This is a genomic window from Rhizobium sp. RHZ02 (assembly GCF_014851575.1).
Classification (GTDB): Bacteria; Pseudomonadota; Alphaproteobacteria; order Rhizobiales; family Rhizobiaceae; genus Rhizobium; species Rhizobium altiplani.
In genome coordinates this window covers 42,542-65,883 of the sequence record NZ_JACUZX010000004.1, presented here as the reverse complement: position 1 = coordinate 65,883, position 23,342 = coordinate 42,542, and the positions used below count along the sequence as shown (strand labels likewise).

23 protein-coding genes are annotated in these 23,342 nt (G+C 61.0%); 11 read left to right on the top strand and 12 right to left on the bottom strand.

The features are described 5' to 3' along the window. The 4 genes from IB244_RS08015 (at window position 1) to pyrC (ending at window position 3,005) form a co-directional block, all read left to right on the top strand. A complete protein-coding gene (locus IB244_RS08015; protein ID WP_018857689.1) occupies window positions 1-783 on the top strand; it encodes an ATP-binding cassette domain-containing protein in 783 nt (260 codons plus the stop codon). Continuing rightward, entirely contained in the window at window positions 780-1,406 is a 627-nt protein-coding gene (locus IB244_RS08010; protein WP_192303864.1) for a nucleoside triphosphate hydrolase, read from the top strand. The genes IB244_RS08015 and IB244_RS08010 overlap by 4 nt, the downstream gene beginning before the upstream one ends. A 117-nt stretch (window positions 1,407-1,523) precedes the next feature. Continuing rightward, the gene (locus tag IB244_RS08005; protein WP_192303862.1) at window positions 1,524-1,874 is read left to right on the top strand and encodes a DUF805 domain-containing protein; all 351 of its coding nucleotides are present in this window, start codon (window positions 1,524-1,526) and stop codon (window positions 1,872-1,874) included. A gap of 90 nt (window positions 1,875-1,964) precedes the next feature. Continuing rightward, complete coding sequence (gene pyrC, locus IB244_RS08000) at window positions 1,965-3,005, top strand: dihydroorotase (RefSeq protein WP_018857686.1); 1,041 nt, start codon at window positions 1,965-1,967, stop codon at window positions 3,003-3,005. Between the two features lie 43 nt (window positions 3,006-3,048). On the opposite strand, the gene IB244_RS07995 is transcribed toward pyrC, so the two are convergent. Next, window positions 3,049-3,537, bottom strand: coding sequence for a DUF1772 domain-containing protein (locus IB244_RS07995; RefSeq protein WP_409564054.1), 489 nt, complete (start codon window positions 3,535-3,537; stop codon window positions 3,049-3,051). A gap of 206 nt (window positions 3,538-3,743) precedes the next feature. Between IB244_RS07995 and IB244_RS07990 the strand changes: the two genes are divergently transcribed. After that, entirely contained in the window at window positions 3,744-4,394 is a 651-nt protein-coding gene (locus IB244_RS07990) for a TetR/AcrR family transcriptional regulator (RefSeq protein ID WP_112647209.1), read from the top strand. A 39-nt stretch (window positions 4,395-4,433) separates the two neighbouring features. Here the strand turns inward: IB244_RS07990 and IB244_RS07985 are convergent, their stop codons facing one another. Then, a complete protein-coding gene (locus IB244_RS07985) occupies window positions 4,434-5,705 on the bottom strand; it encodes an MgtC/SapB family protein (protein WP_192240344.1) in 1,272 nt (423 codons plus the stop codon). Window positions 5,706-5,944: 239 nt separating this feature from the next. Between IB244_RS07985 and IB244_RS07980 the strand changes: the two genes are divergently transcribed. Next, entirely contained in the window at window positions 5,945-6,634 is a 690-nt protein-coding gene (locus IB244_RS07980; protein WP_025658768.1) for an orotate phosphoribosyltransferase, read from the top strand. Window positions 6,635-6,724: 90 nt separating this feature from the next. Next, the gene (locus IB244_RS07975) at window positions 6,725-7,651 is read left to right on the top strand and encodes a carbohydrate kinase family protein (RefSeq protein ID WP_192303858.1); all 927 of its coding nucleotides are present in this window, start codon (window positions 6,725-6,727) and stop codon (window positions 7,649-7,651) included. 6 nt (window positions 7,652-7,657) lie between these two features. On the opposite strand, the gene IB244_RS07970 is transcribed toward IB244_RS07975, so the two are convergent. Further along, window positions 7,658-8,458: an alpha/beta fold hydrolase gene (locus IB244_RS07970; RefSeq protein ID WP_192303856.1), complete on the bottom strand. Its 801-nt coding sequence runs from the start codon at window positions 8,456-8,458 to the stop codon at window positions 7,658-7,660. 159 nt (window positions 8,459-8,617) lie between these two features. Between IB244_RS07970 and IB244_RS07965 the strand changes: the two genes are divergently transcribed. Continuing rightward, a complete protein-coding gene (locus IB244_RS07965; RefSeq protein ID WP_018857679.1) occupies window positions 8,618-8,902 on the top strand; it encodes a BON domain-containing protein in 285 nt (94 codons plus the stop codon). A 78-nt stretch (window positions 8,903-8,980) separates the two neighbouring features. Here the strand turns inward: IB244_RS07965 and pgi are convergent, their stop codons facing one another. Together pgi and IB244_RS07955 are read right to left on the bottom strand one after the other, a co-directional pair. After that, window positions 8,981-10,615 carry a glucose-6-phosphate isomerase gene (gene pgi / locus IB244_RS07960; RefSeq protein WP_192303854.1) on the bottom strand — a complete coding sequence of 545 codons (1,635 nt, stop codon included), beginning with the start codon at window positions 10,613-10,615 and terminating at the stop codon, window positions 8,981-8,983. A gap of 138 nt (window positions 10,616-10,753) precedes the next feature. Next, a complete protein-coding gene (locus IB244_RS07955; RefSeq protein WP_113161056.1) occupies window positions 10,754-12,454 on the bottom strand; it encodes a long-chain fatty acid--CoA ligase in 1,701 nt (566 codons plus the stop codon). A 247-nt stretch (window positions 12,455-12,701) separates the two neighbouring features. Between IB244_RS07955 and IB244_RS07950 the strand changes: the two genes are divergently transcribed. Then, window positions 12,702-13,094, top strand: coding sequence for a PRC-barrel domain-containing protein (locus IB244_RS07950; RefSeq protein ID WP_018857676.1), 393 nt, complete (start codon window positions 12,702-12,704; stop codon window positions 13,092-13,094). 119 nt (window positions 13,095-13,213) lie between these two features. On the opposite strand, the gene IB244_RS07945 is transcribed toward IB244_RS07950, so the two are convergent. The 6 genes from IB244_RS07945 to IB244_RS07920 form a co-directional block, all read right to left on the bottom strand. After that, window positions 13,214-15,664 (bottom strand): glycoside hydrolase family 2 protein, encoded by a 2,451-nt coding sequence (locus IB244_RS07945; RefSeq protein WP_192303852.1) that lies wholly within the window; start codon window positions 15,662-15,664, stop codon window positions 13,214-13,216. A 9-nt stretch (window positions 15,665-15,673) separates the two neighbouring features. Next, a complete protein-coding gene (locus IB244_RS07940; RefSeq protein ID WP_192303850.1) occupies window positions 15,674-16,069 on the bottom strand; it encodes a VOC family protein in 396 nt (131 codons plus the stop codon). 47 nt (window positions 16,070-16,116) lie between these two features. Then, the gene (locus IB244_RS07935; RefSeq protein ID WP_169679157.1) at window positions 16,117-16,866 is read right to left on the bottom strand and encodes an ABC transporter permease; all 750 of its coding nucleotides are present in this window, start codon (window positions 16,864-16,866) and stop codon (window positions 16,117-16,119) included. Further along, a complete protein-coding gene (locus IB244_RS07930) occupies window positions 16,863-17,807 on the bottom strand; it encodes an ABC transporter ATP-binding protein (RefSeq protein WP_192240351.1) in 945 nt (314 codons plus the stop codon). The genes IB244_RS07935 and IB244_RS07930 overlap by 4 nt, the downstream gene beginning before the upstream one ends. After that, a complete protein-coding gene (locus tag IB244_RS07925; RefSeq protein ID WP_025658777.1) occupies window positions 17,804-18,970 on the bottom strand; it encodes an ABC transporter permease in 1,167 nt (388 codons plus the stop codon). The genes IB244_RS07930 and IB244_RS07925 overlap by 4 nt, the downstream gene beginning before the upstream one ends. 65 nt (window positions 18,971-19,035) lie before the next feature. Continuing rightward, a complete protein-coding gene (locus IB244_RS07920) occupies window positions 19,036-19,944 on the bottom strand; it encodes an ABC transporter substrate-binding protein (RefSeq protein ID WP_169679149.1) in 909 nt (302 codons plus the stop codon). Window positions 19,945-20,363: 419 nt separating this feature from the next. Here IB244_RS07920 and IB244_RS07915 point away from each other — a divergent pair, with 419 nt between their 5' ends. Continuing rightward, complete coding sequence (locus IB244_RS07915) at window positions 20,364-21,557, top strand: LysR family transcriptional regulator (RefSeq protein WP_025658779.1); 1,194 nt, start codon at window positions 20,364-20,366, stop codon at window positions 21,555-21,557. A 32-nt stretch (window positions 21,558-21,589) separates the two neighbouring features. After that, window positions 21,590-22,312 (top strand): copper homeostasis protein CutC, encoded by a 723-nt coding sequence (locus IB244_RS07910; RefSeq protein WP_192303848.1) that lies wholly within the window; start codon window positions 21,590-21,592, stop codon window positions 22,310-22,312. Here IB244_RS07910 and IB244_RS07905 read toward each other — a convergent pair. Then, window positions 22,309-23,328 (bottom strand): zinc-binding alcohol dehydrogenase family protein, encoded by a 1,020-nt coding sequence (locus IB244_RS07905; protein ID WP_113470591.1) that lies wholly within the window; start codon window positions 23,326-23,328, stop codon window positions 22,309-22,311. The two genes, IB244_RS07910 and IB244_RS07905, sit on opposite strands and share 4 nt — an antisense overlap. Window positions 23,329-23,342 lie beyond the last annotated feature (14 nt).

Here is a 23,342-nt window from a genome sequence, read left to right as displayed (position 1 = left end):
ATGGCGAACGAACCTCTCCTCTCGGCACGCGGTCTGGTCAAGCGCTACGGACGCGTTACCGCACTCGATCATGCCGATTTCGATCTGTACCCCGGCGAGATCCTGGCAGTCATCGGCGACAACGGAGCCGGCAAGTCCTCGCTCATCAAGGCGATCTCGGGCGCCATCAGCCCCGATGAGGGCGAGATCACGCTGGAAGGCAAGCCTGTGCATTTCAAGTCTCCGATGGAGGCGCGCGATGCCGGCATCGAGACGGTCTACCAGAACCTCGCTCTATCGCCGGCGCTTTCGATCGCGGACAATATGTTCCTCGGCCGAGAGATTCGTCGGCCGGGCATCCTTGGCAGTTGGTTTCGCATGCTCGATCGCCCTGAGATGGAGAATCGCGCCCGCACCAAGCTTTCCGAGCTTGGCCTGATGACCATCCAGAATATCAACCAGGCCGTCGAAACGCTCTCGGGCGGTCAGCGGCAGGGTGTGGCGGTCGCGCGTGCTGCAGCCTTCGGTTCCAAGGTCGTCATCATGGACGAGCCGACGGCTGCCCTTGGCGTCAAGGAAAGCCGCAAGGTCTTGGAACTGATCCTGGACGTGCGCTCGCGCGGTCTGCCGATCGTGCTGATCTCGCACAACATGCCGCATGTCTTCGAGGTTGCCGACCGTATCCATATCCACCGGCTCGGTCGCCGCCTGACGGTCATCAATCCGAAGGAATACACGATGTCCGATGCGGTGGCCTTCATGACCGGCGCCAAAGCCGCTCCGACGGAGCCGGTTGCTGCATGAGTGCAACGATTGATGAAATCGCCGGCGAGGTCATCGATCGCGCCGGTGACACCAAGCGCTTCCTGATCGCCATCGCCGGCCCGCCCGGCGCTGGCAAGTCCACCATGGCGGACAACCTCGCCGACGCCCTGAAAGCCAGGGGCGAAACGGCCGAGGTCCTGCCGATGGATGGCTTCCACATGGACAATGCCATCCTCATTGACCGCGGTCTTCTGGCGCGCAAGGGTATCCCGGAAACCTTCGACGTCAGGGGCTTTCTCGATATCATCCGGGCCGTGCGTCCCGCCGACCAGGACGTGCTGATCCCTGTCTTTGACCGGTCCAGGGAAATCGCCATCGCCTCGGCGCGTGTGGTTTCGCCGGAGCATCGCTTCATTATCGTCGAGGGCAATTACCTGCTCTTCAGCCAGGGCAAATGGGCAGAGCTCGAAGGTATCTTCGACTACTCTGTCATGCTCGCCCCGCCGATCGAGGTGCTCGAGGAACGGCTGTGGGCGCGTTGGCGCGGCTACAAGCTGACAGAGGAAGAAGCGAGCGCCAAGGTTTACGGCAACGATTTGCCTAATGGTCGATTGATCCTTGGCAATCGCCGCAGGGCCGATGTGACGCTCGAGATCGCCTGACCTGTCTGGCGGTCTGGCTGAATGCCGGGACTTGCATCGCCTGATGGAATCGTTGCGGGCTCACCTTCATACAACTTTTGCGGTTTGGCACCCTGTGTGGACATGAAGGAAGAGCGCATGAGTTTCACGGAAGCAGTCTCATCAGTCTTCTCTAAATACGCGGTTTTCAGCGGCCGCGCCGGTCGCTCGGAATTTTGGTGGTTTGCGCTCTTCAACGTCATCGCCTCGGTGATTCTGGGCGCCGTCGACTATCTTCTCTTCGGCCGCGAAATACTCGGCGCCGTCTATGGGCTTGCCGTGCTGCTTCCGGGTCTCGGCGTGGCGGTCCGCCGCCTCCATGATATCGGCCGCTCCGGCTGGTGGATTCTCGTCGGCATCATTCCGCTGGTGGGCTGGATCGTTCTGCTCGTGTGGTATCTCACCCCCGGCACGCCCGGCTCCAACGAATATGGTGCAGCACCAGCCTGAGTGTCGCGGGCAAAGTGTTTGCCATGGCCCGCTTCGGGGTGATAATGCGCAGGGCTGAACCTTATAGGCCAGCCTCCGGAGTTCCAGCGCATGCAATCGATTACCATCCGTCGCCCCGATGATTGGCACCTGCACCTGCGGGACGGCGCCATGCTGGAAGGGGTGATCGGCGATACCAGCCGCGACTTTGCCCGCGCGATCATCATGCCGAACCTCGTGCCGCCGGTGGTGACCACGGCGGATGCCGAAGCTTATCGCGGCCGCATCATGGCGGCGCTGCCGAAGGGCGACATATTCCAGCCGTTGATGACGCTCTACCTGACGGAACATACGAATCCCGATGATGTCGAGGTCGGTAAGACGAGTGGGCTGATCACGGCGGTCAAGCTCTACCCGGCCGGTGCCACGACCAATTCACATGGCGGGGTGCGTGATATCGAAAAGGCGATGCCGGTGCTGGAGCGCATGGCCAAGATCGGCCTGCCGCTCTGCGTTCACGGGGAGGTGACGACGCCTGAGGTCGACATCTTTGACCGTGAAGCGGTGTTCATCGAGACGGTGCTCGATCCGATCCGCAAGCGCTTGCCCGAACTCAAGGTGACGATGGAGCACGTCACCACGAAGGACGGCATCGACTACATCAAGTCCGCGAAGGGTGGTCTCGCAGGCTCGATCACCACCCACCACCTGATCATCAACCGCAACGCCATCCTCGTCGGCGGCATTCGCCCGCATTACTATTGCCTGCCGGTGGCCAAGCGCGAAAACCATCGTCTTGCGCTGCGTGCCGCTGCAACAAGCGGCGATCCGCGCTTCTTCCTCGGTACGGATTCGGCGCCGCATGTCGATCCCTTGAAGGAATGTGCCTGCGGCTGCGCCGGCATCTATACTTCGATCAATACGATGAGTTGCCTTGCGCATGTCTTCGAGCAGGAGAATGCGCTCGACAAGCTCGAAGCCTTCGCGTCGCTGAACGGCCCTGCCTGGTATGACCTGCCGGTCAATGAAGAGAAAATAACGCTGGTCAAGCGTAACGAACCCGTCAGTTTTCCCGCCAAGATCGAAACCGGCGCTGGCTCCGTTACGGTTTTCGATCCGATGTTCCCGCTCCATTGGGATGTCGAACGCTAAAGCTTTCCATTGGCAATTTTGCGCGGACTGCAGTCCCTCCCGCTTAGATGAGCATCAAGGCGCGGACGAAGGCCATGGATGCGAGCAGCGAGGCGATTGTCCTCACATGGTTCCACCACGCCCAATCCTTGAGATAGCTCGCCCAGAGCGCGGTCGCCTCGGCGCCGCCACCACCGACTTTCGCCAGCGCGTCGTTCATCGGCACGTTGAAGACGATCGTCGAGAGGAACGATGCAAAGATATAGAGCACCGCTCCGGCCAGCATCCAGACGCTGATGCCTTCGCGCCAGTTGAAGAATGCGAAGGCAGCGATCACAAGGCAGAGGACCGCGGTCGGCACGAAAAGCAGCATGAAGGGCGAGCGCACGATCGTGACGTTGATGGAGTTCATGGCCGCTATGCCCTGTTCGGCGGGAATGCGGGCGAACGACGTCATGATGAAGGTCGAAAAGGCAAAGAAGATGCCGGCGACGAGGCCGCTGCCGATCGCAGCAGCCGCCAGAACGATCCAGAGAACCAGTGTCATGTTCATATCCTCCACGGGCCATTGGCGGCAGCATCACGCAGATGGGGCCGAAAATCCTTGGCGGGGCGGTCGAAAAATTACTGGGTCCCGCGCGTCGATGAGAATGGAATGCCGCATAAGAATACTCCTCCGGTAAAACAAGAGAAAGTCTCTCATTTGTAAAATGAGATAAGCTCTCTTATTTTCATCGTCAAGGAAAAACGGAGAGTGGAATGGGCGAAGAGGTTTCCGTGAGCCGCAGAAGACAGCCGGAATCAACCGGCCAACCGCGCCGGATTCCGCAGCAGAAGCGCGGGCGGGAGCGCTTCGAGAAGATCCTTTCGGTGGCGCTCGAGCTCATCGAAATGAATGGCAGCGATGCGCTGAAGATGAGCGAGATCGTTGAAAAGGCAGAGCTATCCTTCGGGGCGCTCTACCAGTATTTCCCGGACAAAAGCTCGATCATCCGCACACTGGCCGAACGCTTCAACGAGCAGGGCAAAGCCTGCGTCGAAGCCGAGCTTGCGGCGGTAAGGGACGCGGCGACGCTGCGGCAGGCACTTTGTAACATCGCCGACCAGTATTACGACTTTTTCCGGCAAGAGCCGGTGATGCGCGATATCTGGGTCGCCACCCAGGCCGATCGGCTACTGCAACAGATCGATGCCGAGGACATGGAGTTTCATGCCCAGGCGTTGCTTTCGGTTCTCGCTACGCTGGAACCAGGGCGGAGCAAGGGCGAACTTGTCGCCATTGCCAGGCTGACCATGCAGCTGCTGGCAGCCGCCGTCCGCTATGCGATCTCGCTGGATGATACCGAGGGACGGGCTGCGATTGCGCTTTATCAGCGAATGCTCCCGATCGATATCGGCCGGTTGTCGTAGTCACGGCGACTGGTGGAAGGTCACGCCGGTCCGATTGCTTCAGGCCGGCAAAAAGCTGCGCGCCGCGAAATAGCCGATGGCTCCGAGCGCGACCGCCACGACCGAAGCCAGCCCGAGCGCCATCGCGTACTCCCGCCGGCCGGCGGTGAAGGCAAGCACCACCTTTGTCACCGCGTTGACCGCGACGGCGATCAGAATGACGTCAGCCGCCTTAATCACGTCGATCGTCGAGCCGGCGAGGCGCGCGGTGGATAGCGTGATGGCATCGACGTCGACGAGGCCGGAGATCGCCGCCACGACGAAGAGCGCGGACGGGCCGACATATTCGATCGCGATCTTCGACACGAGACTGATCAGGCCGAGCAGCAGAGCAAAGGAAATGACCGTGGTGAGCTCGAAGGGGTTCTTGAGGTCGATCTCCGGCGCCTTTGTCGCGGTCTCCGAACGCCAGACCGAAAAAAGCGCCGCTGCCAGGAAACCGATGATTGCGGGGACCAGCGCGGCGGCGAGGGGCGCCAGCAAGGTGAAGGAAAGCGCGCTGGCGATGACGAGAACGCGGGCGAAGGAGAGGGCGCCGGCAATGCCTGCCCCTGCCGCAAGGTGGCGTGCGCCCTCCGGCGCCTGCGCCGAATAGCGGGCGAAGGAAAGCGTCAAGGCGGTGGACGAGACAAGCCCGCCCGCGGCACCTGCCAGCAGAACGCCACGGCCCGGGCCCATCAATCGAATGGCGGCATAGCCGGCGAAGGACAGGGCTGCGATGGTGATCGTCAGCAGCCAGAGCGAGTAGGGGTTGAGCGCGCCCCAGGGATCCAACGCCCTGTTAGGCAACAGCGGCAAGGCGATGACGGTCATTGCAAGCAGCACCAGCGCCGAGCGGAGCTCCACCCACGTCAATCCTCTGAGGAAGCCATGCAGGCTATGGCGAGCCGCAAGAATGACCGTCGTTGCGACACCGCCGGCTGCCGCGGTAACGATGTCGCCGACAGCTGCCAGAAAGCCGAGCCCGAACACCACCAGGGCGGCCACGACCGAGGTGATGCTGTAGTCTTCGTTTTCCTTCGTCTCCTGCCACTTGCCGGCAATGTAAATGGCCCCCAGAAGCACGGCGATCGTCGCAGGCAAAAATGGGCCGGTCATCGCTTGAAGCGTTCCGGCTATTCCGCCGAGAAAACCGGTAAGGCCGAACGTCCGGATGCCCGCCGCTCTGCCGCCAGCGCGAATGTCGCGCTCCTGCCATCCCCGCTCGACCCCGACGAGCAGGCCAATAGCAAGGGCGACGCCGAGCCGCTGAAAAACCTCAATATGCTCCATGACGTGACGATATCGCCGCCGTGCCGGCGCGCAAGCGCAAATAACTGAAAGAATTGATGCATTGCTGGCTCAGCGCAACGAAGGCGGTGCCTTCAGGCACCTCTGGACGGATGCCCGGCCGACGTCTTCAAGCGCTGTCGCGCTTTTTGCCCTCATCGACGGCGTGGAATCGCTCGCCGTTCTGGAAAACCGCCGCGCTTGCTGCTATTGGCCCATAAACTTGACCAAAGGAGAGAGCGATGATCCAGACGACATTCACCGACCGCGCCGTGATGGCGGAACTCGTGGCGAAGATGCTCTGGGAGATCAAGGCGGTGCACTTCAATGCAGCGCAGCCCTACAAATTCGCCTCCGGCATGGCGAGCCCGGTCTATATCGATTGCCGCAAGCTGCTCTCCTTTCCGCGCGTGCGCTCGACCGTGATGGATTTCGCCGCCAGCGTCGTTCTGCGCGAAGCCGGTTTCGAGCAGTTCGATTGCGTGGCGGGTGGCGAGACTGCGGGCATCCCATTTGCAGCCCTTCTCGCCGATCGCCTCAGCCTGCCGATGATCTATGTCCGCAAGCAGCCGAAGGGTCATGGCCGCAACGCGCAGATTGAAGGCAACATGCCGGAGGGCTCACGCGTCCTCGTCATCGAGGACCTGACGACGGCAGGCGGCAGCATGTTCAAGTTCATCGATGCCGTCAGGGCTGCTGGCGGCGTGGTCGATCATGGTATCGCCCTGTTCTATTACGGAATTTTCGATGAAGGCGCGCTGCGCTTTGCCGATGGCAAGGTGAAGCTGCACTACATCGCCACCTGGCGCGATGTGCTTGCGGTTGCCAAGGCGCAGAAGCTGTTCGACGAGAAAACCTTGAGCGAAGTCGAAGCCTTCCTCGATGCGCCGCTCGCCTGGTCGGGACGCAATGGCGGCATTTCATCACTTTGAATGAAGAATTGCGTCGCGGCGCTTTGCTTTTGCCACGAAATTATCTAATCGATTTGAGCATCGATGGATCGTAATGCTTGGGAGGCCGGAATGATTTTGTGCTGTGGCGAAGCGCTGATTGACATGCTGCCGCGGGAGACGACTCTGGGCGAGAAGGGCTTTGCCCCATACGCAGGGGGCGCGATCTTCAACACGGCGGTCGCACTCGGACGCCTCGGCATTCCGACAGCCTTCTTCACCGGCCTCGCCGACGACATGATGGGCGAAATCCTGCGCGATACGCTGCAGGCGAGCAATGTCGACTTCAGCCTCTGCGCCATCACCCCACGCCCGTCGACGGTCGCCTTCGTCAAGCTGGTCAACGGCCAGGCAACCTATGCCTTCTACGACGAAGGCACGGCCGGGCGCATGATCACGACCGACGATCTGCCTGTCCTCGGCGACGATTGCGAGGCGTTGCATTTCGGCGCGATCAGTCTCATCCCGAGCCCCTGCGGCGAGACCTATGAGGCGCTGCTCGACCGCGAATGCGACAAGCGGGTGATTTCGCTCGATCCGAACATCCGCCCGGGCTTCATCAAGAACAAGGACGCCCATATGGAGCGCATCAAGCGCATGGCGGCGAAGTCCGACATCCTGAAATTCTCTGACGAGGATCTGGAGTGGTTCGGCCTCGAAGGCAGCCATGACGACCTGGCGGCCTACTGGCTGAAGCAGGGCGCCAAGCTCGTGGTCATCACCAAGGGTGCCGAGGGCGCGTCGGGCTACACCAACGAGCGCAAGGTCACCGTGCCGAGCGAGCGCGTCACCGTCGTCGATACCGTCGGCGCCGGCGACACCTTCGATGCCGGCGTGCTTGCCTCGCTGAAGATCGACGATCTCCTGACCAAGGAAAAGGTCGCTTCGCTCAGCGAAAAGGCGCTGGAGAACGCGCTTTCGCTTGGCGCCAAGGCCGCTGCCGTCACGGTCTCGCGCGCCGGCGCCAATCCGCCCTGGGCGAGGGAAATCGGCCTCTGAGACAGGCTATAGCCGATTGAGAAAGGCGAGCACTTCGCGGTTGAAGTGCTCGGGCCGCTGCAGCGGCGCGAAATGGCTGACCTCCGGAAGCAAGATGAGTTCGGCATCGGGAATGCTGCGGACCAGATAATCGGCGTGCTCGCGCTTGATGAACTCGTCATTGTCTCCGAGCACGACCGCGACCGGCACCTTGATGCCAGCGAGATCGGTAGCCGTATAGTTTGGCTCGCTTGCCATCATCTTCGACACATCGCCCACGAAGCTCTCGAAGGCATCGGGCGTGGCGGATAGCGCCTGATAATCCTTCCGATGACGACTGAAGCAGCGATCGATAACCGGTGTCGGCTTGAATTCAAGCGTGCCACTGGGATCCATGTTGCAGGCGAAGAAAAACACACCGGGTACCCGCTCTGGCCGCTGGTCGGCGAGGATCAGCGCCGTACAGGCCCCGTCGCTCCAGCCGACAAGGGCGGACTTCGTAAGCTCAAGGCAATCCATCACCGCAAGAACGTCGCCTGCCATCTGGGCATAGTGATAGGGGCGCATGTCGCGCGTGCTGCGGCCGTGGCCGCGACTGTCGATAACGACGACCTGTCGGCCCGCGGCGACCAGTGCCGGCACCTGATAGCCCCAGTTCCCCGCATTGCCGAGCCCGCCATGCAGCAGGATCACGGCTGGGCCGGAACCGTAGGTCGCATACCAGATGCGAGCGCCGTCGTTCTCGACGAAGCCTTCGCGCTGCGGCCTTGGCAGGGGCGCTGCGCCATATGCCTCGAAATTCAGAAGCTCGTCGTCCGTCACATCCATTCAACCTCTCCTCATAGCGATGTACCTAAGACGCATCGTGAAGCCGAATTTCGACATTGACCAAGCGCTACCACAAGACAAATGCCGGCGCATGTCATACTTAATAGACTGCTAATATTACGGCCTGTAGCTTCAGCGTTTAACGTTGGAGGAGAAGAAATGGTTCTACGCGTTGATGGTCAAGGCTGGTCGCTCAGCAGCGTCGAAGCCGGACATTGTTCGGCGGCGACCAAAGCCGCGGTCAAGTGCGCACTGGAAGCGTCATCGGAGTTCGACAGCACGCAGATCGTTGTTTCAATGCTTGGCGATTTCGTGGTGCTTGAAGGCTTCGTCCGCTGTCGCGGAGATGACGAACTAGCCGCGGATGTCGCCGCTGCCATCGTCGGATCGACCCAGGTTCACAATCGACTGATATGTCGAGGCTTCCCGAAGAGGTCGAACTAGAGGACGGGCTTTTAAGCCCTCAAGCCAATTTCCAGACTGTGTAAAGCTCCCGCGGCCAGCCGCGGGAGCTTTCTGATCTCAATGCTCTGTTTTGGCAAGTTTTGCCAGTGCGGCAACGAGGCCCTGCGTCGAGGAGTCGTGGCCGGCAGCGCTTTCCTTGCCTTCCACGACAGGCAGCAGACCAGTCGCCAGTTCCTTGCCGAGTTCGACCCCCCACTGGTCGAAAGAGTTGATGCGGAACAGCACGCCTTCGACGAAGACTCGGTGCTCATAGAGCGCGATCAGGCGACCGAGCGCGTAGGGCGTCAGCTTGTCGTAGACGAAGGTGATCGACGGGCGGTTGCCGGTGAAGACACGGTGCGGTGCGATGAAGTCGGCCTTCTTGTCGTCCATGCCCTTGTCGGTCAGCTGCTTCTTCGCCTCGTCGAAGGTACGGCCCTTCATCAGCGCTTCGGACTGCGCAAGCACATTCGATATCAGAAGCTCGTGCTGGTGGCGCAGATTTGGCTCGAAGGCGTTCGCCGCGATCATGAATTCGGCCGGGATGACGCTCGTGCCCTGGTGGATCAGCTGGTAGAAGGCGTGCTGGCCATTGGTGCCGGGCTCGCCCCAGACAACAGGACCGGAATTACCCTCGACGGGCGTGCCGTCGATCGTGACACCCTTGCCGTTCGATTCCATGTCGAGCTGCTGCAGATAGGCCGGGAAGCGCGACAGGCGCTGGTCGTAGGGTAGGACGGCACGGGTCGGATAGCCGAGTACATTGCGGTGATAGAAGCCGATCAGGCCGAGCAGCATGGGCAAGTTCTTGGTGATCGGTGCGGTGCGGAAGTGGTTGTCGACGGCATGGGCGCCCTCGAGAAACTTGATGAAATTTTCCGGGCCGATGGCGATCATGATCGGCAGGCCGATCGCCGACCAGAGGGAGTAGCGGCCACCCACCCAGTCCCAGAAGCCGAAGACGCGTTCGCTCTCGATGCCGAAGGCCGCGACCTTGTCGAGTGCGGTCGAAACGGCAGCGAAATGATGCTGGACGGCGGCCTCGCCGAGCGCGTCGGCGATGAACTTGCGCGCCGTCTGCGCGTTCGTCATCGTCTCTACGGTCGTGAAGGTCTTGGAGGCGACGATGAACAGTGTCGTCTCGGGCTGAACGAGCTTCAACGTGTCGGCGATATGGGCGCCGTCGATGTTGGAAACGAAATGCGCGCGCGGTCCATCATGGAAGGGCGCCAGCGCCAGCGTTGCCATCACGGGGCCGAGGTCAGAGCCGCCGATGCCGATGTTGATGACGTCGGTGATGGCCTTGCCGGTCGCGCCCTTAAGACTGCCGGAGCGGATGCCATCGGCGAATTTGCCCATGGCGGCAAGCACGGCGTTGACATCAGGCATGACATCCTTGCCGTCGACAAGCACCGGCGTATTGGAGCGGTTGCGTAGCGCCGTGTGCAGAACGGCTCGGTTTTCGGTGAAGTTGATCGCCTTGCCGGCGAACATTTCGTCACGCTTGACTTCAACGCCGCCCGTCTCCGCGAGCTTGACCAGGAGAGCCAGGATCTCGTCGTTCACGGCCGTCTTGGAATAATCCATCAGGAGGTCGTCGAGCGACACGCTGAAGCGCGAGAAACGCTGCGGGTCGGCGGCAAAGGCGGCGCGCAGATCGGTTGCCTTGGTGGCGGCTGCAGTGCTCTTCAATTGTTCGACGATGGCATTCATGGGAGGCTCCTTTGCAGGGCGAGAGGGTCGCGGAAACTATTCGCTTTGTAGGGCGCAAATCAAGTTCGGCGACCTCTCGGAACGCAAAAAAGCCATCTGAACAAACGGATGGCTCATAATTTCACCCGACCGTCAAACTTAGCCGCGCAGATCCTTGCGCAGGATTTTTCCGACTGGCGTTTTCGGCAGTTCGGTGCGGAATTCCACGAAGCGCGGCCGCTTGTAGTTGGTGAGGTTTGCCGCGCAATGCGCCTTGACGTCTGCCTCCGTCAACGCCGGGTCCTTGCGAACCACGAAGAGCTTCACGGCTTCGCCGGAATGCCCGTCGGGGATGCCGACAGCCGCCGCCTCGAGGATGCCGGGATGCATCGCCGCCACTTCCTCGATCTCGTTCGGATAGACGTTGAAGCCGGAGACAAGGATCATATCCTTCTTCCGGTCGACGATCTTGGTGTAGCCGCGCGCATCCATGAAGCCCATGTCGCCGCTGCGGAAATAGCCGTCCGGCGTCATCACGCGGGCGGTCTCCTCCGGTTTGTTCCAGTAACCAGCCATCACCTGCGGGCCGCGGATACAAATCTCGCCGATCTCACCAAGCGGCAGCGAATTGCCGTCCTCGTCGCGAATGTCGAGATCGGTGGATGGAATCGGTAGCCCGATGGAACCGGTGAACTCTGCCGAATCGAAGCGGTTGGCGGTGGCGACCGGCGATGTCTCGGAGAGACCATAGCCTTCGGTGATATGGGAGCCGGTGATCTTCATCCAGCGCTCGGCGACCGGTCGCTGCACCGCCATGCCGCCACCGAGCGACATCACGATGGAGGAAAAGTCGAGCTTGGCGAAATCGGCGTTGTTCATCAGCGCGTTGAAGAGTGTGTTGAGGCCGGGGAAGATGTGGACCTTCACCCTGCCGAATTCCTTGACCAGCGCCGGAATATCGCGCGGGTTGGCGACGAGGATATTGTGGGCGCCGAGCGACATGCCCATCAGCGAATTCACCGTCAGTGCGAAGATATGATAGAGCGGCAGGGCACACAGGAAGTTCAGAACCTCTGGGCGCGGCTTCTTGTCGAAAGCCGATCGCAGCCACAGTTCGAGCTGCAGCTTGTTGGAGAGCAGGTTCCGGTGCGTCAGCACCGCGCCCTTGGCAATGCCGGTCGTGCCACCGGTATATTGCAGAAAGGCGATGTCGCCCCCGGTCAGGCTTACAAGTTTGAAAGGTTGGCCGGCACCTTCCGCGAGCACCTGCTTGAAGGTCTTGTGCTGCGGAATAGACCATGAAGGAACGAGCTTCTTGACCCTGCGCACGAGCAGATTGACGATCAGCCCCTTGGCGCCCAGCATCTCGCCGAGCGACGTGACGACGACATGGCGCACATCGGTTTTGACCAGTACCTGCTCGACCGTTCGCGCGAAGTTTTCGAGCACGAAGATGGCCTTGGCGCCCGAGTCGCGCAGCTGATGTTCCAGTTCGCGGGGTGTGTAGAGCGGATTGACATTCACGACCACGAAGCCGGCCCGCAGGATCCCGTAAACGGCGACCGGATTCTGCAGAACGTTCGGCATCATGACGGCAACGCGGTCACCCTTCTCGAGGCCGATGCTCTGCAGCCACGCTGCAATCTTGCGGGTCTGGCTCTCAAGCTCGCCATAGGTCAGCGTCTTGCCCATGCTGGAAAAGGCGATGCGATTGGCATAGCGCGCGCAGGATTTCTCGAGCAGTTCCGCAAGCGATTCGTATTCCAGCGGTGGAAGCTCTGCCGGCACGCTGTTGGGATAGGTCGCAAGCCAGGGCTTTTCGGGCTTCGCACCGCCTGGATGGACGGAAATGCTGTTCATATGGTCTCTCTCCCTGTCGCTGCCGGCCGGTCCCACCGGCAAGCCGATTGGACGATCCTCCATCTTCCAACGCGGCAGCTTATGTCATCGCCTGAATGGTTCAAGCTGAGAATAGAGCTACACTAACCTTAACGTAAACGTCAATAATCATGTATTGGCGGTTGCTGTGAGTAAATTGGGAACATCGAGTGCGGGGCAGCGTTTTTTCTCCGTGGGCCAACCACGAGGAAACAAAAGGAGGTGCACCATGCTGCATCAGGACGCTGACAAAACCCGCCGTGACCCAAATGTGAAGGACACACCGACACTGATTGCCAGCGACCGCGTGGAAGGCACCCGCGTCTATGGAGCCGATGGCAAGCATATTGGCTCTATTGAACGATTGATCCTCGGCAAGCAGGATGGCCGCGTTGCCTATGCCGTACTCGAGTTCGGCGGCTTCTTGGGCATCGGCCACGATCACTATCCGCTGCCGTGGGAAAAGTTGACCTACGATACCCAGCTGGACGGCTATCGCATCGATCTGACGAAGGATCAGATCGAGGGCGCGCCGAGCTATGCGGACGATGACGACACCTGGTACAACGATAATGGCCGCCGAGTTTACGACTACTACGGCGTGCCTCCCTACTGGATGTAACGTCGTCCGCACACGCGCGGTCCCTTGATCGCGCGTAGATGCGCTGCGCCGCACTCTGCCCACTTGGCGCGCGGCGTGGTAAAACGACCTGGATGGGCCCCGTCGCAGACGGGGCCTTTTCAGTGTGTGGCGACGAGATCGTTGGCGGAGCGCAACACGGTGCCAATGCTGATGTCGCTTACCGACATCGCTTTTGCAGTCCGTAGCGCGAATATGTGACTTTCCCCCGGCAGCAGCGTTACCAGCATGGAATCGACGACGCCATCAGGATCGAGCCGGTCGGCCATCAGGCAAACGTCCTTCAGCAGGGTCTCCGCTGTCACCTTCACCGCATATCCATCCGTCGTGGCAGTCAGCTCGATTGACGCCCGCGGTGCCGGGAGCTTCAAATCGATGTCCTCGACAAAATAATGGAATGCGCGCCGGTCGAGCATCTGCACGACGATCAGCTCGTCACCGGCATTGTCCGGCGTTGCGATATCCGCCGGCAGCGGAAACTCCTTCGCTTCGAAGCGGTCGCAGAGCAGCCGCCAGAACTCGAATTCGGCGAGCACCGTACCATCAAGCCGCAGGCGCTTGCCCGATATCTTCGCCCGCCAGAACAGCGTGCGCTCGTTGACGGCGACGGCTGCCAGCCCGCCATTGCGTGGCTGGATGGTCAGCAGTCTGGGATCGAATGCCTGTTGCATCGCATACCAGAGCGGTTTGCGCCGTCCTGCCGAGTCGAGCGCCGCCCATGAGGTCACTGGCCAGCAGTCGTTGAACTGCCAGACGACGGCGCCCTTGCAGATGGCGCGGTGCGAGCGCATGTGCTCGATCGCGAAGCGGATGGCGCGTGCCTGGTTGAGCTGCGTCGCGAAATGCCAGTCGTCCATCGTCCGTGGCACCGGCAGATGCCCGGCGAGACCGCGGATCAGCTTGTCGTTGCCCTGTGTCGCCTTCTGATGATGGAATACGCCGTTCGAAACAGGTGTCAGCGGCGTGTCATGGACGCTTTCCTCGATCGTCGCCCAGTTCGGAGGCGCCTGCCAGCCGAATTCCGAGCAGAAGCGAGGGATGTAGTTGCGATAGACCTCGTAGCCGACATCGTTCCAGACATCCCAGATATGCTTGCAGCCGTGCTCGTCCGCGTTCGGCTCGATCTCCATTGTCCCGGAGTAGGGGCTGCCCGGATAATACGGCCGATCTGGGTCCAGCTCGGCGCAGAGCTTTGGCAGAACATCGAGATAGTAGCCGAGCCCCCAGCTTACGCCCTCCTTGATGATCGGGCGCCAGCCCCATTCGTCGAAGCCCCAGATGTTCTCGTTGTTGCCGTTCCAGACAATCAGCGACGGATGTGGCATCAGGCGCACCACATTGTCGCGCACCTCCGCCTCGATCTCGCTGTGCAACGGTTCTTCTTCCGGATAGGAGGCGCAGGCAAACAGGAAGTCCTGCCAAACGAGCATCCCCGCGCGGTCGCAGGTCTCGTAGAACTCGTCTCGCTCGAAGATGCCGCCGCCCCAGACGCGCAGCAGATTGATGTTTGCAGCCTTCGCCTCCTCGATCTGGGAAGCATAACGCTCGGCGGTTACCCGTGGCGGAAAGCAGTCGTCCGGAATCCAGTTGGCGCCGCAGAGGAAAAGCGGCACGTCGTTGATGACGAAGGTAAAGGCGGAGCCGTGTTCATCGGGTGCTGTGTCGAGTCTGACGGAGCGGAAGCCGATCTGCTTAGAGTAGCTGTCGAGTAAGTCGTCGCTTACGCTATTCCGCAATTCGACCTGAAGCGGGTAGAGTGGCTGTGCGCCAAGATGATGCGGCCACCAGATCTGCGGCGCTGGAACAGTCAGCTGGAACTCGACCGCATCGGCTCCTTCCGCCAACTCGGCGACGTGGCTGACGCCGGCAATGCTCGCGACGATCTTCGCGCCAGCGCCGTCGCGGCGCTCGATACGAGCGCGAACCGTCACGAGCCCCTCGCCGCCTGCAAGCGTCGCCGAAACCCGCGTCTCCGCAAGCCGCGCCCGCTCCCAGCTTTCCAGCCGCACCGGGTTCCAGATCCCCGAGGTCACCAGCGACGGACCCCAGTCCCAGCCGAAGTTGCAGGCCATCTTGCGCATCAGGTTGCCAGGGCCGGGATAGTTGTTCGGCCGGTAACCGTAATGCGCCTCCATCTCGGCGCCGTAGGCATAAGGGGAGCGGAAGGTCACAACGAGTTCATTCGCGCCCTGCTTCAGCCGCTCCGACACGTCGAAGCGATAGGTGCGGTGCATGTTGAAGGTGCGGCCTAACTCTTCGCCGTTCAGCACGATCGTCGCGACCGTATCGAGGCCTTCAAACACCAGTCCCTGGACTTTTCCGGCATCCGGCGCTGCATCGAAGCTGCGGCGATAGGTCCAGTCTTCCTTGCCGATCCAGTCGTTGGTGATCTCGTTGACGTCGAGATAGGGGTCCGGGATCAGACGGTTGGCCAGAAGGTCGAGATGTACGCAACCCGGCACCTGTGCAGGAATTTCGGCCGGCAGGTCGCGTCGACCGGCAACGTTGCAGGAGAGCGTCCAGCCACGGTTCAATTCGGTCTTTTCAATCATGTGAAGCTCTTAGAGATAACGGCCGTGACGCTGCAGGACTTCGATCTTGTAGCCGTCGGGATCTGTGATGAAAAAGAACAGCGCCAGCAACTTGCCGTCACGATTGAGCTCGACGATCTTGCCGGGGTTCAATCCCGCCTCCTTCAGACGCTTGTGCTCCATCTCCACTTCCTGAACCGAGAGGGCAAGATGCCCGTAGCCGTTGCCGAGGTCATAAGGCTCGATGCGCCCCTTATTGACCGTCAGCTCCAGCTCGAAGCCGGTCTCGTCATTACTCATGTAAATCAGGGTGAAGGTGTCGAAATCGATACGATCGGCGACCTTGAGGCCGAAGACCTTGCCGTAGAACTCGACCGAGCGCGCCTCGTCGAGAACGCGGATCATGGAGTGGATCATCTTGGCCAAGGCTGCCTCCCATTGCCGATATCACGGCAGCCTTGGTAGCCGTCGCCTCATGCCTGGCGCAAGCCAATTCTTTCAGTGATGGCGTTTTCGATCAGCCCCATCGCATCATAGATCAACACCGCCATCAGGCCGACGATCAGGCCGCCTTGCAGGATGAAGGCGGTATTGTCGGAGATCAGCCCGGCAATGATAACTTCGCCCAAGCCCTTGGCGGCCACCGTCGAGCCGATCGTTGCCGTGCCGATGTTGATGACGGTCGCAACCTTCAGACCCTCGAGGATCAGCGGCAGGGCAAGCGGCAATTCCACCTGAAAGAGCCGCTGCGTGCCATTCATGCCCATGCCGTCGGCGGCATCCAGCACGGAGGGAGAGACTTGCTTGAGGCCGGAGACGGTGTTTTCGAAAATCGGCAGGAGGCCGTAGAGAAAGAGCGCGATCAACGTTGGCCCGGCGCCGAAGCCGGTTGCAGGCACGGCAAGGGCGAGCACTGCCACTGGCGGGAAGGTTTGGCCGGCATTGGCGATCGCCCGGGACAGCGGCAGGAAGTCCTCGCCGCTTTTGCGGGTGACGAATATCCCGCCGAGGATCGCGAGAACGGCGCTGCCGACGATCGAGATCGCCACGAGAAACAGATGCGAGGCGGCAAGATGCGGAAGGCTGTTTTGGGTATAGACCGCCGGCGCATTGTTGCTCGTCAATGGTACGAGCAGGAAGGACAGCCACTCCGTCCGGAACAACAGGATCAGCAGCAGTACCAGTGCGGCAGCACGGAAGAGGTTCGCAAGGACGAGCTTCATGCCTTCCGGCCCAGTTCGAGCAATCGCGTCATCGAGATCGAGCCGACAGGCGCCTTGTCCGCATTCTGGACGGCGGCTTCGCCAACGCCCTGCCAGATCATCTCTGCCAGGGCATCTCGCAGGCTGAGCGACTGCGGCAATGCGTAAGCGAGGCCTGATTTTGCCGGCTCCATGCTTTCCTTCAGCGGCAGCAGCGACATCAGCTTCAGCGCCCGGTCGGAGGTGCCGGTCAATTGTTGCACGAAGGGATCGGCTGGCTCGGTCAGGATCTTTTCCGGCGTCGAGCATTGCAGCAGCTTGCCGGCGCTCATCACGGCGATCTGGTTGCCGAGGTGGAAGGCTTCGTCCATGTCGTGCGTGACGAGGACGACGGTCGTACCGAACTGCTTCTGGATCGCCAGCAGATCGTCTTGCGCCTTGCCGCGGATGACTGGATCGAGCGCGCCGAAGGGCTCGTCCATCAACAGCAGTTCCGGCTCCGCCGCCAGCGCCCGCGCAACGCCGACACGTTGCTGCTGGCCACCGGACAGCTGATGCGGATATTTCTCGGCAAAGGCCGCGGGATCGAGGTTGAACAGACCGAGCAGTTCCTCGACGCGGCTCTTGATTTTCGCCGTATCCCAGCCAAGAAGCTGCGGCACCGTCGCGATGTTTTGCGAAACGGTTCGATGCGGAAAGAGGCCGTGCCCCTGGATCGCGTAACCGATCTTGCGGCGTAATTCTGTCACCGGGACGTCCATGATGTTCCGCCCGCCGACGAAGATCTCGCCCGACGTGATCGGCACGAGACGGTTGATCATCCGCATCAGCGTTGATTTGCCCGAGCCGGAGGTGCCGACAATAGCCGTGATCGAACCTTTTTCGACTTCCATCGAGACGTTGTCGACGACGGCCGCCGTGCCGTAGCGCTTGGTGACGTTCCTGATTTCGATCATGCTCATGCGGCGGATCCCCGTATGCTGTCGATGACCGCATCGAGGATGACGGCCGAAGAAAAGGCGAAGAAGACGGTCGGCACGGCGCCGAGCAGAACGAGGTCCATGGCTGTTTGACCGAGCCCTTGGAAGATAAAGATGCCGAAGCCGCCACCGCCGATCAGAGCCGCGACCGTCACCAAGCCGATCGCCTGCACCAGGACGATACGAATGCCCGTCAAAATGACGGGAAAGGCAAGCGGCAAGTCGATGCCGGTCAGAATTTGGCGACGCGTCAATCCCATGCCAGCCGCTGCATCACGTACCGAGGGATCGACTCCCTGCAGACCGACGACGGTGTTGGCCACGATCGGCAACAAAGAATAAAGGACAAGCGCGATCAGCGCCGGCGCGGCGCCGATGCCGCGAATGCCGATCGAGGCGGCGGCGGGCAGGTGCGTCGCGAGATAGCCGAGCGGCAGCATCAGGATGCCGAAGAGCGCAAGGCTCGGGATCGTCTGGATGAGGCTGAGGCCCTGCAGGACGACGGCACGCAACTTTGGAACCCAGAAACACAGGATGCCGAGCGGCAGGCCAATGACGATGGCGATCGCCAGTGAGCCGAGTGCCAACAGCAAATGGGCGACCGCTTCCGTCCAGAACTGCGCGGATCGGGTCGCGAATTCCTTCATGATCGAGAGATCGTCGAGCAGTCCGGAAGCCAGGAAGATGCCGAGCAATCCGGTGTAGGCGACAAGGGCCGCAATACGCATCCACGGCGTAAGCTTGATCTTCACGAGCGCGTCCGAAACGACGAGCCCGATCACCGCAAACAGCACCCAGAACCCACCGCCCGGCGTCATGCGCGCGGCATTGCTGGCCGGTGGCGTGAATGCCGAAGCTGCAAATCCAATGGTCGCGAGCAGCGCAGCAAAACAAAGGGTGGCGATCACCAGCCGCAGCAGCGCGTTTTGAAGAAAAAGTACGGCAAAGGCCGTGGCCAGCAGGAGGATCGTCAGGATGAGGGCGGAGGGTTGATTGAGTAGCTGCGTCAGCAGCATGGGCTTTCCGGCGGCGATGCGGTTTGCCTTCACATAGATGAAAGGCAGGAGCGCAGTTGCGACAACGCCTGTTGTCACCAGCACCACGCCGAGCCGGTCCAGTTTGCGGACCGCTAAGGTTTCTTCCATCGATCCATCCTGTCCGGTCGAAAGGCTGCTCCGCCCGTGGGCAGGCGGAGCATCGGGCAACGAGACTACTTCAGGAAGCCCTTTTCCTTCAGGAAGCCTTCGGCAACCGACTTCGCCGGTTCGCCGTCGACCTGGATCTTGCCGTTCAGCTTGCGCAGTTCATCGGCGTTCAGGCTCTTGAAGATCGGTGCGAGCACTTCCTCGATCTTCGGGTTTGCCTTCAGCACTTCCTCGCGGATGATCGCGGTCGGCGCATAGACTTGCTGGACGTTCTTGTCGTCCTCGAGAACCGTCAGTTCCGCGGCCTGGATCGCACCATCTGTACCATAGACCATGGCGGTGTTGGCGCCGTTCGTCTGGTCGGCTGCCGCCTTGATGGTCGCGGCCGTGTCACCGCCCGAAAGGACGATTTCCTGGTCTGGCTTCAGCGTGAAGCCGTAGGTCGTCTGGAATGCCGGAAGCGCGCCAGCCGAGTTGACGAACTCGGCGGAAGCCACGAGCTTCGCCGCACCACCGCCTGCGACCCACTTGCCGAAGTCCGACATGGTCTTCAGGTTGTTCGGGCCGGCGACGTCGTTGCGGACCGCGAGCGCCCAGGTGTTGTTGGCGGGGGAAGGCGCCAGCCAGACAATCTTGTTGGCATCGTAATCGAGCTTTTTGGCCAGTTCGTAGCCCTGTTCGAGGTTCTTCCAGGCTGCATCGTCGGCCTTGTTGAAGAAGAAGCCGGCATTGCCGGTATATTCCGGATAGATGTCGATTTCGCCTGATGTGATTGCCTTGCGAAGAACCGGCGTCGTCCCAAGCGCAACACGGTCCTGCGTCTTGATGCCGTTTGCGTTGAGCGCGAGCACGATCACGTTGCCAAGCAGCGTGCCTTCAGTATCGATTTTCGATGAAACGACGACGTCTGCAGCATGGGCCGCCCCTGCCGCAAAGGCGGAAAGCGTGACGGCAAGAGCGAATTTCTTCAACATGGATTGTCCCCTTGATTTACACCGTTTGACCTCGTGGAGGCCCTGGCGGGAGCCTTCCACGTATAAAATCACCGGCGAAAGCAGTCTGGCTGCGATCATGCCGGAAATACGTGCGTCATGGAAATAGCGTTCGCGTTCGAAAAATCGATGCAAGCCTCTCCAGTTTTGCGGTCGCGGCGCGATTATGGCGGTGAATGCAAATGCTTGCGCGAAAATGCATTTCCTTTTCCATCGCTGTCGCGATTTGTTTTTGTTCCCTTGCGTGTTTCCGCAGATGTCCGGTGCTCTTCAGCACTCCTGCTGTCCAGCCCGGTTTTGTTCTTGGCGGGAACGATAGCCGCCGGATTTCCCGACAGGGATATCTTTTTTCGCGAACACATCATATCGTTCGATTTTTCATATTGTTACGGAGACAGCGATTGCAGCTCGGCACGTTGTTTGTCGCCAGTCACGTGCTCACATCGGGTTCGGTCAGAGAGACGGCACGAAGCCTTTCGCTTGCAGCATCGACAGTCTCGACCGCCGTCCGCAATCTCGAAACGGAGCTTGCCCTGAAGCTGACAGAGCGCAGCTCCGGCGAGCTTGCGACGCTCCTCGCCAGCAACGACGTGCGCGAAAAGCTCGCCCCGATCGTGCGGGCAGCTGAAGAGCTCGCGAACTGGATGGGGACCAACGAACCGTCGCGTCTGCCGATCAAGATCACCACGATGGAGCGGTTCCTTGAGGTCGCTGACCAAGGCAGCATCAACCGGGCGGCGCGACGGCTGAAGCTCGGTCAGCCGCAGCTTTCGCTTCAGATCGCGACTTTGGAGAAGGCGCTCGGTCATCGCCTCTTCGAGCGGCAGGCTAATGGCTCCGCGCTGACGGAGCAGGGTAGCCGGATCTATGCCATCTTGCAGGCCATCACGCAGGAGTGGAATGATCTGAAAGCGTCCGCTGACGAACGCTATCAGCGCACGGCGCGGGCGCTGCGCATCGGTTCGATCATTCCGACAGGATCGGAAAGTTGGGTTGCACGATGCCTTGGCGCTCTCGTCGCCGAATGGAACGCCCGCCGCAGCAAGAATGCTCTGTCTCTGGTGTTGATGACGGCGGATGACTTGCGGGAAGCTTTGAAATCCGGCCGGATCGACGTTGCCATTCTCGACTCCGTTTTTGGTCTTGAGCGCTTCCAGCATCGCGAGTTGCTGAAGACCGAGATGGTCCTGATAGCACCGCTGCAAAGCCGAGAGCGGACGGTGGCCGAGCTTGTCGAAGGTCACGCGATCTGCACGCCGAGTTCGAGGACGGGGCTTGGACACGCCACGATGGCGCTAAGCCACGAGCGCACTGCCAATCGCAGGCACCGCAACCAGGATATCACTGCCGCCGACTCTCTGCCTGTGATCGTCGACCTTGTCGCCAACCATGGCTATATCTCGTTTCTTGGCCGCGTCAGCGCCATGCCCATTGCCGACAAGGTTCGCATCGTCGAACTTGAGGAGTCCATCCCGATGTCCTATCACGTCGCCTTCAACCATCGGAAAGCCTCGGCTGACGCAAGTGCCGTGATTGTCGCCGCCGTTGCCGAAATAATTGCCGAACCCGTCGCGCAAGAAAACGCTTTCGCTTAAATGGACGGCGCGGCGGACAAGGAGATTCGAGCGTGAGCGTTTTGCTGGAAGTGTGCGTGGACAGCCCGCAGGGGCTTGCGGCTGCAATTGCCGGCGGTGCGGGCCGTATCGAACTCTGCTCGGCGCTGGAGCTGGGCGGGCTGACGCCGGTCGCCGGGCTGATGAAAGCTGCCGCCGCTGCGCCCATTCCGGTCTATGCAATGATCCGCCCGCACGGCGGCCCTTTCGTGTTCGATGCGGCTGACGAAGCGGCGATGATGGCCGATATCGATGCCGTGCGCGCCTTCGGCCTTGCCGGCGTCGTCATCGGCGCCAATCGCCAGGACGGCAGGCTGGACATGCCTCTGATCAGCCGGCTAAGGGCGCGTGCCGAGGGACTTGGATCGACCCTCCACCGTGCCTTCGATCTCGTCCCTGATCCCGGTGCAGCACTGGAACAGGCGATCGAACTCGGCTGCGAGCGCATCCTGACGTCAGGCTGTGTGCCGAAGGCGATCGACGGCCTGGAAACGCTGAGCCGTCTATCCCGCAAGGCGGCTCGCCGTATCTCGATCATGCCCGGCAGTGGCGTGCGTCCAGGCAACGTCGCTGAGATACTGCGGGCCACCGGCACAAGCGAGGTTCACGCCTCCTGCAGCTCACGGGTCGACAGCATCGACCCACGGGCGGTTACCTTCGGCTTCGAAGCAGCGACAACGAACCGGACGGATGCCGACGTCGTTCGCCAGATGCGGGCGGCGATCGACGCGCTTTAAGCGCCGACCTTGATGACCGCTTTGATCAGGCCGCTCTTTTCATGAGCCCAGCGTGCCAGGTCCCGTGGCGCATTCTCCAAAGTCGTACGGTGGGTGATCAACTGCTCGACCGGTACGAGGCCCTTGGCGATCGAATCCGCGACATGTTCGAAGTCCACGCGGGTCGCGTTGCGGCTGCCGATAACCATCATTTCGCGCTTGTGGAACTCCGGATCGGAGAAGAGAATATCGTCCTTCACGACGCTGACCAGCACCAGCGCGCCGCCATGGGCGACGAAGCCGAAGGCTTTCTCCATCGATGGGCCATAGCCGGTGGCATCGAAAACGACGTCAAAACCGTCGCCGCCAGTCATCGCCCTGACAGCATCGGCGGCACCTTCGCCTGCAACGATGCTAGAGGAAAAGCCGAACCGATCAACGGCCATCTGGAGCCGTTCCTGACTGGTGTCGAGCAATGTCACCTCATGCCCTGATATCCGCGAGAAGATTGCGGCCCCGAGCCCGATCGGGCCGGCACCGATGACGAGCGAGCGTGATCCGGTCGGCGCCATCGAACGGCGAACGGCATGGGCGCCGATTGCCAGAAACTCCGTTGTGGCTGCAGCTTCAAGGCTCACGCCCTTCATCGCATAGAGATTGCCGGCAGGCACCGTGATTTCGTCGCAGAAAGCACCGTCGGTATGAACGCCAAGCACCTTGATATTGGTGCAGCAATTCGGCTTGTCTTGGCGGCAGGCGACGCAGGTGCCACAAGAGAGATACGGGTTGACGACCACAGGCGTTCCGACCGCCATGGCAACGCCTTCGCCCGCTTCGACAACCGTCGCCGAGATCTCGTGCCCCATCACGCGGGGATATTCCAGGAACGGGTGCTTGCCCTCGAAAATGTGGTAGTCCGTGCCGCAGATTCCGACATGGCTCACCGCAAGCCGTACCCAGCCGGATTCAGGCGCGCCGGGTGAGGGGCGTTCCACGAGTTCGAGGACGCCAGGTTCTTGGCAGAGCACTGCTTTCATGATGATCTCGCATT